The 14401-nt window shown below is 59.8% G+C and carries 10 protein-coding genes; 5 read left to right on the top strand and 5 right to left on the bottom strand.

All coding sequences use genetic code 11. The features are described 5' to 3' along the window. The first annotated feature begins 88 nt into the window (after window positions 1–88). From mfd to ACWKV9_RS08515, 3 genes are read left to right on the top strand one after another with little or no spacing between them, the layout of a single operon-like run. Window positions 89–3541: a transcription-repair coupling factor gene (gene mfd / locus ACWKV9_RS08525; protein ID WP_483835648.1), complete on the top strand. Its 3453-nt coding sequence runs from the start codon at window positions 89–91 to the stop codon at window positions 3539–3541. Window positions 3542–3551: 10 nt separating this feature from the next. After that, window positions 3552–4076 carry a CsiV family protein gene (locus ACWKV9_RS08520; protein WP_483835647.1) on the top strand — a complete coding sequence of 175 codons (525 nt, stop codon included), beginning with the start codon at window positions 3552–3554 and terminating at the stop codon, window positions 4074–4076. Window positions 4077–4119: 43 nt separating this feature from the next. Further along, window positions 4120–6831 carry a DEAD/DEAH box helicase gene (locus ACWKV9_RS08515; RefSeq protein ID WP_483835646.1) on the top strand — a complete coding sequence of 904 codons (2712 nt, stop codon included), beginning with the start codon at window positions 4120–4122 and terminating at the stop codon, window positions 6829–6831. A 675-nt stretch (window positions 6832–7506) separates the two neighbouring features. Here the strand turns inward: ACWKV9_RS08515 and ACWKV9_RS08510 are convergent. Continuing rightward, window positions 7507–9165, bottom strand: coding sequence for a VRR-NUC domain-containing protein (locus ACWKV9_RS08510; RefSeq protein ID WP_483835645.1), 1659 nt, complete (start codon window positions 9163–9165; stop codon window positions 7507–7509). A gap of 153 nt (window positions 9166–9318) precedes the next feature. Between ACWKV9_RS08510 and ACWKV9_RS08505 the strand changes: the two genes are divergently transcribed. Beyond that, window positions 9319–9825: a nucleoside 2-deoxyribosyltransferase gene (locus ACWKV9_RS08505; RefSeq protein ID WP_483835644.1), complete on the top strand. Its 507-nt coding sequence runs from the start codon at window positions 9319–9321 to the stop codon at window positions 9823–9825. A gap of 129 nt (window positions 9826–9954) precedes the next feature. Here ACWKV9_RS08505 and ACWKV9_RS08500 read toward each other — a convergent pair whose 3' ends face one another. Together ACWKV9_RS08500 and ACWKV9_RS08495 are read right to left on the bottom strand one after the other, a co-directional pair. After that, the gene (locus tag ACWKV9_RS08500) at window positions 9955–10179 is read right to left on the bottom strand and encodes a hypothetical protein (protein ID WP_483835643.1); all 225 of its coding nucleotides are present in this window, start codon (window positions 10177–10179) and stop codon (window positions 9955–9957) included. Between the two features lie 72 nt (window positions 10180–10251). Beyond that, window positions 10252–11154, bottom strand: coding sequence for a LysR substrate-binding domain-containing protein (locus ACWKV9_RS08495; RefSeq protein ID WP_483835642.1), 903 nt, complete (start codon window positions 11152–11154; stop codon window positions 10252–10254). A gap of 148 nt (window positions 11155–11302) precedes the next feature. Between ACWKV9_RS08495 and ACWKV9_RS08490 the strand changes: the two genes are divergently transcribed. Next, window positions 11303–12382, top strand: coding sequence for an AbrB family transcriptional regulator (locus tag ACWKV9_RS08490; protein ID WP_483835715.1), 1080 nt, complete (start codon window positions 11303–11305; stop codon window positions 12380–12382). A 123-nt stretch (window positions 12383–12505) separates the two neighbouring features. Here ACWKV9_RS08490 and ACWKV9_RS08485 read toward each other — a convergent pair whose 3' ends face one another. Both ACWKV9_RS08485 and ACWKV9_RS08480 read right to left on the bottom strand, forming a co-directional pair. Continuing rightward, complete coding sequence (locus ACWKV9_RS08485; protein ID WP_483835641.1) at window positions 12506–13126, bottom strand: LbetaH domain-containing protein; 621 nt, start codon at window positions 13124–13126, stop codon at window positions 12506–12508. Next, the gene (locus tag ACWKV9_RS08480; protein WP_483835640.1) at window positions 13123–14367 is read right to left on the bottom strand and encodes a D-mannose isomerase; all 1245 of its coding nucleotides are present in this window, start codon (window positions 14365–14367) and stop codon (window positions 13123–13125) included. Before ACWKV9_RS08480 ends, ACWKV9_RS08485 begins: the two co-directional genes overlap by 4 nt. Between the last annotated feature and the right edge of the window lie 34 nt (window positions 14368–14401).

Genomic DNA, 14401 nt, shown 5'->3' with positions numbered 1-14401 from the left:
TATAGTCGCGCGGTCGTAAAACTGACAGCGGATTCCTTCTTTAGTTACAATCCCCGCCCCTGCCGCAACGCCTGGAGCTTTATCTTCCGTGCCCGTTCTGCGCCTACCGAAACTTCCTGCTGCTGCAGGCAAAACCCATTGGGGCAATCTGCCCGGTGCCGCCCAGAGCCTGGCGATTGCCGAGGCCGCCAGTGCGGCGAAACGCTTCACCCTGCTTTTGACCGCCGACAGCCAGAGTGCCGAGCGACTCGAGCAGGAACTGAAGTTTTTCGCGCCTACGCTGCCGGTACTGCATTTCCCCGACTGGGAAACTCTGCCCTACGATCTGTTCTCCCCGCATCAGGACATCATCTCCCAGCGTATTGCCAGCCTGTACCGGCTGCCGGAACTGGCTCACGGCGTTCTGGTAGTGCCGATCACCACCGCCCTACATCGCCTGGCGCCGACGCAATTTCTGCTCGGTAGCAGCCTGGTGCTGGACGTGGGCCAGAAGCTTGACCTGGAGCAGATGCGCAGCCGTCTCGAAGCCACCGGCTACCGCTATGTCGATACGGTGTACGAACACGGCGAGTTCACGGTTCGCGGCGCGTTGATCGACCTGTTCCCGATGGGCAGCAAACTGCCGTACCGGATTGACCTGTTCGACGACGAAATCGAAACCCTGCGCACCTTCGAGCCGGAGACCCAGCGTTCCATCGACAAGGTCGACAGCATCCGTCTGCTGCCAGCCAAGGAATTCCCGCTGCAAAAAGAAGCCGTCACCGGTTTCAAGGCGCGTTTTCGCGAGCGGTTCGATGTCGACTTCCGCCGCAACACCATCTTTCAGGACTTGAGCAGCGGCATCACCCCCGCCGGCATCGAGTACTACTTGCCGCTGTTCTTCGACGAAACCTCGACCCTGTTCGACTACCTTCCTCAGGACACCCAGGTGTTCTCGATGCCGGGAATCGAGCACGCCGCCGACACTTTCTGGAACGACGTGCGCAACCGCTATGAAGAGCGCCGTTACGACCCTGAACGTCCACTGCTGCCACCAGCCGAGCTCTTCCTGCCAGTGGAAGACTGCTTCGCGCGCCTGAAAACCTGGCCCCGCGTGGTGGTCAGCCAGGACGATATCGACACTGGCGTCGGCCGCGATCGTTTCCCGGCACAAGCGCTGCCCAATCTGGCGATCGAAGCCAAAGCTGCCCAGCCGCTGGGCGCGCTGTCAGACTTCCTGGATCAGTTCCCCGGACGCGTGCTGTTTACCGCCGAGTCCGCCGGGCGCCGCGAAGTGCTGCTCGAATTGCTCGAACGCCTGAAGCTGCGACCGAAAACCGTCGACAGTTGGCAGGATTTCGTCGACAGCAAAGAACGCCTGACCATCACCATCGCGCCGCTGGACGAAGGCTTGGTGCTGGAAGACCCTGCCTTGGCACTGATTGCCGAAAGCCCGCTGTTCGGTCAACGGGTGATGCAGCGTCGGCGTCGTGAAAAGCGCGCCGAAGGCCATAGCGCCGATGCGGTCATCAAAAACCTGACCGAATTGCGTGAAGGCGCGCCGGTGGTCCACATCGATCATGGCGTCGGCCGATACCTTGGTCTGGCCACGCTGGAAGTCGATAACCAGGCCGCTGAATTCCTGATGCTGATGTACGCCGAGGAAGCCAAGCTGTACGTCCCGGTCGCCAACCTGCATTTGATTGCGCGCTACACCGGCAGCGATGACGCCCTTGCGCCGCTGCACCGGCTGGGCTCGGAAACCTGGCAGAAAGCCAAGCGCAAGGCCGCCGAACAGGTGCGGGACGTCGCCGCCGAACTGCTCGACATCTATGCCCGTCGTGCCGCGCGGGAAGGCTACGCGTTCGCCGATCCGAAACTTGATTACGACACCTTCAGCGCCGGATTCCCTTTCGAAGAAACCCCCGACCAGCAAACCACCATCGAAGCCGTGCGCGCCGACATGCTCGCCCCCAAGCCGATGGACCGTCTGGTCTGTGGGGACGTGGGCTTTGGCAAGACGGAAGTGGCCATGCGCGCGGCGTTCATTGCCGTGCACGGCGGGCGGCAGGTCGCGATTCTGGTGCCGACCACCCTGCTCGCCCAGCAGCACTACAACAGCTTCCGCGACCGCTTTGCCGATTGGCCGGTGACCGTCGAAGTGATGAGCCGCTTCAAGTCAGCCAAGGAAATCAACGCCGCAGTGGCTGATCTGGCCGAGGGCAAGATCGACATTGTCATCGGCACCCACAAGCTGTTGCAGGACGACGTAAAGATCAAGAACCTCGGCTTGGTGATCATCGACGAAGAGCACCGTTTCGGCGTTCGCCAGAAAGAACAGCTCAAGGCCCTGCGCAGTGAAGTCGACATCCTGACCCTGACGGCCACGCCGATCCCGCGCACGCTGAACATGGCCGTGGCCGGGATGCGCGACTTGTCGATCATCGCCACGCCGCCGGCCAGACGCCTGTCGGTACGCACTTTTGTCATGGAGCAGAACAAGCCCACGGTCAAAGAAGCACTGCTGCGTGAATTGCTGCGTGGTGGGCAAGTGTATTACCTGCACAACGACGTCAAGACCATCGAGAAATGCGCCGCCGACCTGGCAGAACTGGTGCCCGAAGCGCGTATCGGCATCGGTCACGGCCAGATGCACGAACGCGATCTCGAACAAGTGATGAGCGACTTTTACCACAAACGTTTTAATGTGCTGATCGCCTCGACCATCATCGAAACCGGCATTGACGTGCCGAGCGCCAACACCATCATCATCGAGCGCGCCGACAAATTCGGCCTGGCGCAACTGCATCAATTGCGCGGCCGGGTCGGTCGCAGCCACCACCAGGCCTATGCCTACTTGCTGACGCCACCGCGCAAACAGATCACGCCCGATGCGGAGAAGCGTCTGGAGGCCATCGCCAACACCCAGGACCTGGGCGCAGGTTTTGTGCTGGCCACCAACGACCTGGAAATCCGGGGCGCGGGCGAGCTGCTGGGCGACGGGCAGAGCGGACAGATTCAGGCCGTGGGTTTCACTCTTTATATGGAAATGCTCGAACGCGCCGTGAAAGCAATTCGCAAGGGCGAGCAACCGAACCTCGATCAGCCGTTGGGCGGCGGCCCGGAAATCAACCTGCGCTTGCCGGCGTTGATTCCCGAGGCCTACCTCCCGGACGTACACACCCGTCTGATCCTTTACAAGCGCATCGCCAATGCCGCCGACGAGGATGGCCTGAAAGACTTGCAGGTGGAAATGATCGACCGCTTCGGGTTGCTGCCTGAGCCGACCAAAAACCTGGTGCGCCTGACCTCGCTCAAGCTCAAGGCCGAGCAACTGGGGATCAAGAAGGTCGACGGGGGGCCTCAAGGTGGCCGCATTGAATTCACGGCAGACACTCCGGTGGACCCGTTGGCCCTGATCAAGCTGATTCAGGGGCAGCCCAACCGTTACAAGTTCGAGGGCGCGACGATGTTCAAGTTCTCGGTACCCATGGAGCGCCCGGACGAGCGCTTCAATATTCTGGAAGCGCTGTTCGAGCGCCTGACCCCGAAATCCGCTTGAAGGAAGCACCATGCGCTTGTTCCGCTCGCTGACCCTGCTGCTGGTGCTGTTCGCCCCGGCAGCATTTGCCGATGGCACGTATCAGGTAGAGGTGATTCTGTTCCGACAGATCGACCAGCCCGCTGCCACCAACCAGCCTTCTCCAGAAGACTGGGCTGACGGCGCGCGCAAGCTGGTCGCTGAGGACCAGCGCTCGACGACGCTGGATGATCTGGCCAACAAGCTCGATGCCAGCGACCGCTACAAGGTCATGCTGCACACGGCATGGCAGCAGGATCTGAGCGCAGCGCCGAGCAAAGTTGCACTGAGCGCCGGACAGGAGCAATTTGGTCATTTTCCCATTGAGGGCACCGTCAGCCTGGCACTGGCGCGCTTTACCGACATCGACGCAAACTTCTGGGTCAATCAGCTCGACGCTCACGGCGTATTGATCACCAGCGAACGCATGCGCCAGTCGACTCGGGTAAAAAATGGCGAACTTACCTACATGGATAACGGAAGTCTGGCCATGTTGATCAAGGTGTCTTCTCTTTAAACTACCGTCACAAATATCGCGTTGCGTGGGGTTGTTCTGAACTGTGTCTTCCATTTTAGAAAAAGCCCTGGCTACGCCATGGGAGCCGCTGTTCAAGGCGCAGAGTGTCGAGCGTGGGCTCAAATACGCCCAACAAAAACGCATCATGCTGCAACACCTGAGTGCGGACCTCGTTCGAACTGTGTGCCGCGGCTCAAGCCTGGAAATCTACACCCAGACCCTGCAATTCAAAGACCCCGAGCGCACGCGTAACTTTGTCGTTGCCAAGTGCACCTGCCCTGTCAGAAACAACTGCAAGCACTGTGCGGCAGCGTTGTTTTTCTTGCAGGACCCCCATGAACTTCCGGCCATTCTCGCCGCTGTCGATAAACAGTCAGCGCCCGCCGCCAAGACAGAAGACAAGCCATCCCTGCCGGAGCGTCTGATAATCGACGCCGAGCCCATGCCACGATTGACTCTGGCCAGCTTCGAGTTCAGCGCCTATGAGCCGCGCAACGGCAAGATGCAACGGCACATTCAACACCGCGCAGCGCTGGCATTCGGCTACGGCGAGTTCTACGCCTCTGGGCCAGTGCCGCCGGGTCGCTCGGGCGACATCGTGCGACAGCTGAGCAACGAAACCCTGCGCATCCGCCGTGACATCGACCTGGAAAGCCTGTTTCGCAAGCAACTGCTGGACCTTGGTTTTCGCATTGCCACACGCCAGAGCAAAGCGTTGCCAGATAGCGCCGGCGAGATGTTCGAGCTGGCGAATGACAAAGCCTGGCTGCACTTTATGCTCAACGAACTGCCGGTGTTGCGTGATCTGCAGTGGAAAGTCGAGATGGCCGAGGATTTCGGCTTCGACGTGACGCCGGTGGACGACTGGTACGCCGTGGTCGATGACGACCCCGAACGCAACTGGTTCGACCTGGAACTGGGAATCATCGTCAACGGCGAGCGTCTCAGCCTGCTGCCGATCCTGATCAATCTGCTGCGCACCCATCCTGAGCTGATGACTGCCAGTGGCATCGCCAAGCGACGTGACGACGAACAGCTACTGGTGCAACTTAATCACTTCACCCAGCGCGGCGGCGTACCGATTCACGTCGCCCTGCCCTACGGTCGCCTGAAAACCGTGCTGGCTACCCTAGGCGATTTTTACTGGCGCGAGGATGGAAACGACGCCATTCGCCTGAACACCGCTGACGCCACACGGCTCCAGCACCTGGATGACATGCCGCTGGTGTGGCAGGGCGGTGATCGGCTGCGCCAGTTCTCCGAGCGCCTGACCAACATCAAGAACACAAAGGTCATACTCCCCACCGGCCTCAATGCCACGCTGCGACCGTATCAGGTCGAAGGCCTGAACTGGATGCAGGCCCTGCGCGAACTGGAAGTGGGCGGCGTGCTGGCGGACGACATGGGCCTGGGCAAAACCCTACAGACCTTGACGCACTTGCTGGTGGAAAAACAGGCCGGTCGTCTTGACCGTCCGGCACTGGCTGTGATGCCTACCAGCCTGATCCCGAACTGGCTCGATGAGGCCAGGCACTTCACGCCGCAGCTCAAGGTGCTGGCACTGTATGGCGCCAATCGTCATCAAGAGTACGAAAGCCTGCAGGATTACGACCTGATTCTGACCACGTACGCGCTACTGCCGCGCGATGTGGAACTGCTCAAGAAACAACTGCTGCATGTGCTGGTGCTCGATGAAGCGCAGTACATCAAAAACCCAACCAGCAAGGCGGCCCAGGCGGCGCGCTCCTTGAACGCGCGACAGCGGCTGTGCCTGAGTGGTACGCCGCTGGAAAATCATCTGGGTGAGTTGTGGTCGCTGTTCCATTTCCTGATGCCCGGCTGGCTGGGCGACAGCAAACAGTTCAACAGCAATTACCGTAACCCCATTGAGAAACTTGGCAACGATGAGCGGCTCCAGCATTTGAATGCGCGCATCAAGCCGTTCCTGCTGCGGCGCACCAAAGAACAAGTCGCCACCGAGTTGCCGCCCAAGACCGAGATCGTGCATTGGGTCGAACTCAATGACGCACAACGCGACGTCTACGAAACCATGCGCCTGGCCATGGACAAGAAGGTGCGCGAAGAGATCACTCGCAAAGGCGTGGCGCGCAGCCAGATCATTATTCTGGAAGCGCTGCTCAAGCTGCGTCAGGTGTGTTGCGATCTGCGCCTGGTCAACAGCCCGCCCACCACCGGCCGCTACGGCAGTTCCGCCAAGCTGCAAAGCTTGATGGAGATGGTGGGAGAACTGCTCGCCGAAGGCAGAAAGATTCTGCTGTTTTCGCAGTTCACCTCGATGTTGAGCCTGATTCAGGAAGAACTTGAGCAACGGGAAATCGATTACGCGCTGCTGACCGGTGCCACCAAGGATCGGCGCACGCCGGTGCAGGATTTCCAGAGTGGCAAGCACTCTATTTTCCTCATCAGCCTGAAAGCCGGAGGCACCGGTTTGAACCTGACCGCAGCCGACACAGTGATTCACTACGACCCGTGGTGGAACCCTGCGGCCGAAAATCAGGCCACCGATCGCGCCCATCGCATTGGTCAGGAAAAGCCCGTCTTCGTCTACAAGATGATTGCCAAAGGCACGGTGGAAGAAAAGATTCAGCGTTTGCAGCAGGACAAGTCTGCGTTGGCTGCGGGGGTGCTCGATGGCAGAACGGCCGGCGACTGGAAGCTCAAGGATGAAGACATCGAAGCGCTGTTCGCGCCGTTGCCGTCGGTGCCGTCGGTGCCGGTAAAAGCCAAGAGTTGAGAGCGTGATAAGCCGATTGCGCGCATGCCTGATCCTGTAGGAGCGCGCTTGCCCGCGATTGCGGTGTGTCTGATCAACATCCATAGCGAGCGAAAACGCTTTCGCGGGCAAGCGCGCTCCTACAAGGAGTGGCTCTCCACATATAAAAACGCCCCGAACTGAGGCGGGGCGTTTTTGTTGCATCACCGCTCCTGCCGAATGCGCAGCGCCGCATCACCGCTTCTGCCGAATGCGCAGCGCCGCATCACCGCTTCTGCCGAAGGCGTAGGAGCCTTGCTTGCAGGCGATCTGGCGCGAAGCGGCAGCAAATCTTGAGCGCGCGGTGAATGAGACGATCTCTGCAGGCAGGCTTCATGACCGCTTTGCGGCCAATCGTCGGCAAGCCGGACTCCTACGCCCTTCGGGCAGAATCGAGAGCGAAATTGACGCCGTCCCCCTGTAGGAACGCCCTCCGGGCAGAATCAAGAGCGGAATCAACGCCGTCGTAGTAGGAGCGCGCTTGCTCGCGAAATCCAATGCGCGGTGTGTCCAGTATTTCCGTGGCGCCAGCTTCGCGGGCAAGCCTCGCTCCAACAGGTATGGAGGGATTCCGCAGGCGAGCGGGCTCCTGCAACGTGGGTTGACAGTGTATCCACCGATAATAGTGAGTTGGTGGTGTATCCGCTGGCAAACTGCTCAGCCTGCCAACGCCTCATCTTCGGCCCACTGCACATAACACACCACCACGGGCATCCCGTGTTCGGCGCAGAAATCCAGCCAGCGCAGTTGGTTGTCCTGCAGGCGATCACCCGGTCCTTTGACCTCGATCATCCGGTAACGCTGTTGTTCGGGGAAAAACTGGATCAAGTCCGGCATCCCGGTACGGTTGGCTTTGATGTCCTGCAACAACCGCCCAAACCACAGCTTGAGGTGCGCCGCTGGCAAACAATGCAGCGCTTGCTCCAACAACTCAGGCTTCAGCGCAGCCCAAAACACGAAGGGTGACTGCAGGCCGAACTTGCTGACGTAATGCTCGCCGATCACCTGTTTGTAACGGTCATCCTCCAGCAGCGCCAGACACTCATCAAACAACACCGCCCGGCGCTCATAAAAATCAGGGCTGTAGAGATCGCTGGGAGCACTGTGAAACGGATGAAAAAACGCCCCCGGCAACGGCGCAAAAATCGCCCGCCAGCACAGCAGGCCGAACAGCGAATTGATCAGTGCATTCTCGACGTAATGCACCTCGCCGCCCTCCTCCATCAAGTACTGCTGAATCAGGCGCTCAACACTGAAATCCGGCAGCGGCGTGACGCTCAGATCAAGCCGCTCAACCACTCGCGCAGCCTGCCGCCGTGTCACGGGGCCACCGAGCTTGCGCAACAAACGCGGCGTAATCCGGAGTAAATGCTGGGTTTCCGCATCGTTTTCCGGGGCTGATCGCGCCTGCTCCGCCAGCGCTATTGCCTCGATATAGGCTTCACTGCGTTCCAGGACACGAATCCGACGTACCCGGGCGCCGGGGTAATTGGACTGCGCGTAGACGCTCAACGCCATCGGCCAATCCTGCTCACGCTCTGCTTGCTGGCCGATCTGAAAAAGCAACTTGGCCCGCCGCATCGACAGCCACGGATTGTGCGTGGCGACCCAAAGAGCCCTTTGCGCCAGACCTTCAAGGTCCAGCCCCCCATCCAGCGCCTGACGGCACGCGTGCAACTCGATGCAAACGTCAATATCGGCGCGCTCGCCGATCGCCCGAGATTCAGCGCTGAACTCAACCTTTTCATAGCGATAAATACCAAGGTCGGCGAGCACGAACTCGGACCACTCCTGGTAGAGATTGCCAAAATACAGCAGGCGCAACCGGTCGCAGATCGGCATCACGGTGAGGGCGAAAACAACTTCGTCGAACTCTGTGAACCAGTGTTCTAACGCTTGCGAGTGGGGGTAATGCGGCAGCAGACGCTCTAGCAGGTCGGCCTTTTTTTCGGAGCTTTTGATGGCGTGAGTCTTAAAGCAATGGCTCAACTCAGCCTTGCGCAGCAGGTGAAACAGTTCATTGAGGTCGAGCGGCGGCCGGGAATCGACCCAACCGCGTGCCAGCAACGGCAACACAGCGAGTCGGACATCGCCGATTTCCGGGTAATTCAGCTTGCTGGCGCGGAACAAGGTGCCCTTGCGCATGACCATTCGCACCAGCAGCGCCTGGGCTGACTGCGGCAACAAAGCGAAGTCGGCCACGAACGCGCGCTCTTCATCATTCAGCAGGTCGGCATAACGCTGGGTAATCCAGTTCAGCACCTGGCGAAAGTTCTCCAGATAATAGAAAGGATTGTCGAGGGGCGAACTGCTCACGGGAAATGTCACATACCGGCGTAGGAAGGCGTCAGGATACTGTTTATCCGTACAGATTCCAGCCCCTTCCTACGCTTCCTGTCGTATCGACCGATCAACGGCGCCTCACTCCAGCGCTAGAATTACCGCCATGCACCCGCCCAAGGAATCACCATGACACAGCCCATATCCCCGCGCATTTATCTGGCCGGCTTTGACGTGTTTCGTACTGATGCGGTTGAGCATGGCCGCTATTTGAAATCGCTATGTGAGGCCCACGGGCTGCAGGGGCTTTACCCCTTTGATAACGACGTACCACCTGCCGCCACCCCGCAGTTGACCGCGAAGCTTATCTGCGACGCCAATATCGCCATGATCCGGCACTGCGATGCAGTGCTCGCCAATCTCAATCTTTTCCGCGGGTACGAACCTGATTCAGGCACCGCGTTTGAAGTCGGCATGGCTGTTGCGCTGGGCAAACCGGTGTGGGCATATTTCGAGTCGAACGCCACGTTGCGAGAGGTCATCCCCCATAACGCGCAGGGCCAGGATGAATGGGGCTTCGAAGTGGAAGATTTCTTCCTGCCGCGCAATCTGATGTTGGCCTGTACCTGGACAGGCACCAGTCACAGCGTCGAGGTGGGGGTTGAAGCTTTGGCAGGGTATTTGTTGGGGCGTTAAGTGGGCGCAATGATCCTCTGCAGGAGCGAATTTATTCGCGAGGCGGCGGTTGGGTTGATGTTACGGGCGCCGCAAGTGTCGGTTCGCGAATAAATTCGCTCCTACAGAATGCACATAGCAGATCGAGCATTAACCCAACGACGCAGAGCCGATATCCAGTTTGTCGGCATCGCCGAATTCGTCGAGGCGCAGGTCACTCAAGTCCAGTTCGCCTTCCGGATCGCTGTCTTCATCTGCGTCGGCATCGTTGAGCGGCGACTGATCACCGCCGAAGTGTTGGTCATCTTCCGTTTCGCCGTTGGCGAGCAGAGGCATTAGGCTCAGATCAGACGGCAGGGTTTGCTGTAGTTGCATTGACGTGTGCTCCAACTCTTGAGGATGTATCTGCAGGCTAACGCACCGGGCGCCAGAAGAAAAAGCCCCGGCTCAGGTCCAGCGGAAAAACTCCCCGCTGCTGTCGCGCAGCATTTGCACCATGGCGTGGGCGGCGGGCGACAGATAACCCTCGCGCCGCACGCTCACACAAATGGTTCGGCTCATGGTGGTTTGCGTTAGCTGCACCTCCCGCAGGTGCTGCATGTTCTTACCGTACTCGAGAGTTTCCCGAGCGATGAAGCTCAACAAACGGGTCTGTGCAATCAAACGCGGCAACAGGGAGATGGAATTAGCTTCAATCTGCACCACCGGCAGCGGCAAATCGTTGGCGGCAAACGCTTCGTCGACCCACTTGCGCGATGACACGCTAACCGGCGGAAGTACCCAGCGGTATTGGCACAGGTCGCTCATTTGAAACGGCGTCTTGAAGATAGGGTGATCGCGGCTGGCGATCACCACCGCTTCATCGGTCAGGATCGGATAGCCGACGAATTCGACCTCGTCCAGAAGCTGCGGACAGATGATCATGTCCAACTGCCCGGACCGCAGTTGCTCACGCAACATGTCGTCCTGACCGATCGCCAGTTTCAGCGTCAGCTCGGGCGCTCGTTTGAGCATGGCGTTGGTCAGTTCGGGCAGCAGATATTCGGCCATGGTTGCGGCGCATCCCAGGCGAATATTGCCCACTGCGCCGCTGGCAAAGTCGCGGACCTCGCGTTGGGTCTGAGCAATGCTTTGCTGCAGCACCTTACCGCGCGCCTGAAGCAACTCGCCTACTGGAGTCAGCTTGATTCGGCGGCCGTCACGTTGAAACAGCTTGGTTCCGAACGATTCCTCCAACCGCTGAATGCTCTTGGTCAATGCAGGCTGACTGCGATTGAGCTTTTCGGCAGCACGGCCGAGGTGGCCCAGTTCTGCGATGGTTTCGAAATAGGTGAGATCGCGCAGATCCATATATCAACCAAAGTTATCAATTGATGACTATTAGAAAATAGACTTGATCGATTCGACTGTCGATACTTGTCTCGCTGAAGACGCCGTGAATGGCCCTTCTATCGGGAATAGCCCACAAGGGAAACAGCCCATGCTCTGGAGATCCTCGTTGTCGCAGCCCTCCTCGTTTTCACTCGAAAGCTTGCACCCCCTTCTACAGTGGTCTTTGCTCATTCTTCTTGCTGGCGCTGCCGGGCAACTCTTCAAACATTTCAACGTTCCTGCTGCCCTGTTTCTCGGGCCGATGCTGGTGGCGATCGGATTTGGCGTCAGTGGCGCATCGATCCGCATGAACAAGCATGCGTTTCGTCTCGGACAAGGCGCCGTTGGCGTGCTGGTGGCACATTCGATGACCATGGCAGTGCTGCTGACGGCGCTGCAATCCTGGCACGTGATGATTTTTGCCACGGTATTGACCGTCGCATTGAGCGCATTGGTTGGAATCGGGCTTGCACGCTGGGGCGGGATTCAGGGCAGCACCGCTGCCTGGGGCACATCGCCGGGCGCGGCGTCGGCGATGGTCTCGATGTCCGAGGATTACGGCGCCGATTCGCGGGTGGTTGCGACCATGCAGTACGTGCGCGTGGTGTGCGTGGTGATGATCGGCGCGCTGGTCAGTCGCGTGTTGGGGGTCGATGGCGGCGGCACTGATGCTCACAGCAGCGTTGTCGCGGTTCAAGGGCTCGACCTGCTGAGCCTGGGCCTGACGCTGTTGGTGATTGTCGTCGGCGTCACACTGGGATCGAAGATACCTGCCGGGGCCCTGCTGGTGCCGCTGGTACTGGGCGGGGCGTTGCAATTGAGCGGATGGCTGCAAATCACCATGCCGTCCTGGCTGCTGGCCGTGGCCTACGGAGCGATCGGCGGTTACATCGGCCTGCGTTTTGATCGCGTCACCATTCGTTATGTCTGGCGACGTCTGCCAGCGATGATCTTCGGCTCATTGCTGCTGATCCTGCTTTGTGCGCTGTCGGCCTGGGTAATTGCCGACATGATGGGCAAGGACTTCCTCTCCGTTTACCTGGCCACCAGCCCTGGCGGCCTCGACGCGATGGCAATCATTGCCATCGACACACACTCGGACGTCGGGTTTGTGCTGGCGATGCAAACGCTGCGCTTGTTCGGCGTGATCGTGACCGGGGCTTTCATCGCCAAACAGGTCATCCGCGTCACAGAGCGGATGGCCTGACAGCCGTTAAGCGCAAATAACACCGTTTGTGTAGGACCTGCCGAGCGGAGCCAGGCTGCGATCCAATCTGGCTGAAGCACCGCATCGCGGCTTCTCTCTGCTCGGCAGCTCTACAGGATTGAGTCAATCTGACTGATCTTCAGCGTCGAACAGTGCCGCTCGGCGAACGATTGCCCCAGGCTCAAGCACAGCCCCCGGCGCCAACACCGCATTGGCGCCAATCCGCGATTGATCACCAATCAACGCGCCGAACTTGTCGCAGCCTGTTGCCACCAGCTTGCCGTCGATACGCACCTGCACTTGCTTGTCGTCGCGTTCGTTTCGGTAGTTGCAGACAATGCTGCCTGCTTCCAGGTTAACGCCCGCACCCAGCACCGAATCGCCGACGAAGTTGAAATGCGCAAGCTTGGTGCCCGGAAAGACAAAAGACGTCTTCAACTCAGCGCCAGGCCCGAACGTACAGCCCTCGCCCACCCAGCAACCGCCGCGCAGGTAGGCTCCCGATGCAACAAAGCAGCGGGCGCCGAGGATCAGCGGCCCCTTGAGCACAGCGCCCGCCTCCACTGTCGCTGACTTGTGAATGGCAATGTCGCCGCGAATCTCGAAATCATCTTCAGGCAACCCCTTCAGCAGCTCGGCGACAATCTCGGGCGCCTGCGTCACCAGCTCCCAAGGAGCCAGCGCGGCCCATGGTGACAACGGCGACGTTTCAAATCCGGTGATGAACTCAGCGAGTTTGATCATGCCAACCTCGCCAGCGCCGTGGCCAGACTTTGCGCCAATGGCAGCATCGGCAGCAGGGTCGCCTGGTAGGCGTGGTACAGATCGGGTTTGCCAGGCCAGATGTCAGCGCTTGGCTGGTTTTGCGGGTTCAGCTCATGGCGCCAGCTGCCATGCTCGCGGTCGATGAACAGGTCTTCGTTGAACTCCCAGAACACCCGATACCAGGTTTCGTACTGTTCCTCCCCGGTGCGCTGCAACAGGGCAGCTGAGGCGGCCGCCGCTTCGGCGTGGGTCCAGTGCAGCCGATGACGCACCACCGGGCGGTTTTCCCAATCCAGGGTGTAAACGATGCCGGGAGCGCCATCGACGTCCCAACCAAAGCGGCAGGCGTTTTCGAACAAACCGCGCGCGTCCTCAAGCAACCATGACGGGGTGGGCAATTGGGCTTTCTGTCGGGCGGCTTCCAGATGCAGCACTAGCCGGGCCCACTCGAACGCGTGCCCCGGCGTGGTGCCGTAAGGGCGGAAGGCGTCATCGGGTTTGTCGTGGTTGTATTCCAGCTCGGGTTGCCACTGCGCGCTGAAATGCTCAATCACTTGATGATTGTTGCTTGCGGCATGCTGATGAATCACACGTTCGACGATGCCCAGCGCGCGGTCCAGCCACTGGGCGTTGCCGGTCACATCGGCAAGCGCGAGAAACGCTTCGGTGCTGTGCATGTTGCTGTTGGCGCCGCGATAAGCTTCTTCGTCGCTCCAGTCGCGGGCGAAGGATTCGCGCATGGTCCCTTCTTCTTCGCTCCAGAAGTGTTGGGTGATGACCTGGATGGCTTGTTCCAGTAGCGCCTGGGCGCCGGGGCGTCTGGCGACGACGGCAGAGCTGGCGGCGAGCGCGACGAACGCGTGCAGATAGGCTGCCTTGCGCGTGTCGCTGCTGTGTTCAAGCGGCTTGGCGAACCAGCCGCCGTGTTCTGCATCGCGCAGCGGCCCGGCCAAGGCGGCCACCCCATGATCGACCAACGCGGCGAATCCAGGCAGACCATTGATGTGAGCCATGGCAAAACTGTGGGTCATGCGGGCGGTATTCATGGTTTCGGCGATGGCGTCGGCAGGGAGTCGCCCGCGATCGTCCAGGTTACCGAAGCCCTGAGGCAATTGAGCAGCCTTGGCGAATGCCAGCAGCCGTTCGCCTTCCTGCGCCAGCCAGGCCTTGTGGCCCGGAGCGCCTAGCCAACTGCTGAAACCGCGATTCACATAATCCATTTGCGTCCACCTGTCTGTTCGGCGAGTTCAGCTC

This window comes from Pseudomonas corni (assembly GCF_057128765.1).
This window is presented reverse-complemented; position numbering and strand designations above follow the sequence as displayed.

Coding starts and splice junctions, on each gene's coding strand:
- ACWKV9_RS08520 (WP_483835647.1), top strand. CDS start 3,552: ATGCGCTTGTTCCGCTCGCTGACCCTGCTGCTGGTGCTGTTCGCCCCG.
- ACWKV9_RS08505 (WP_483835644.1), top strand. CDS start 9,319: ATGACACAGCCCATATCCCCGCGCATTTATCTGGCCGGCTTTGACGTG.
- ACWKV9_RS08500 (WP_483835643.1), bottom strand. CDS start 10,179: ATGCAACTACAGCAAACCCTGCCGTCTGATCTGAGCCTAATGCCTCTG.
- ACWKV9_RS08495 (WP_483835642.1), bottom strand. CDS start 11,154: ATGGATCTGCGCGATCTCACCTATTTCGAAACCATCGCAGAACTGGGC.
- ACWKV9_RS08485 (WP_483835641.1), bottom strand. CDS start 13,126: ATGATCAAACTCGCTGAGTTCATCACCGGATTTGAAACGTCGCCGTTG.
- ACWKV9_RS08480 (WP_483835640.1), bottom strand. CDS start 14,367: ATGGATTATGTGAATCGCGGTTTCAGCAGTTGGCTAGGCGCTCCGGGC.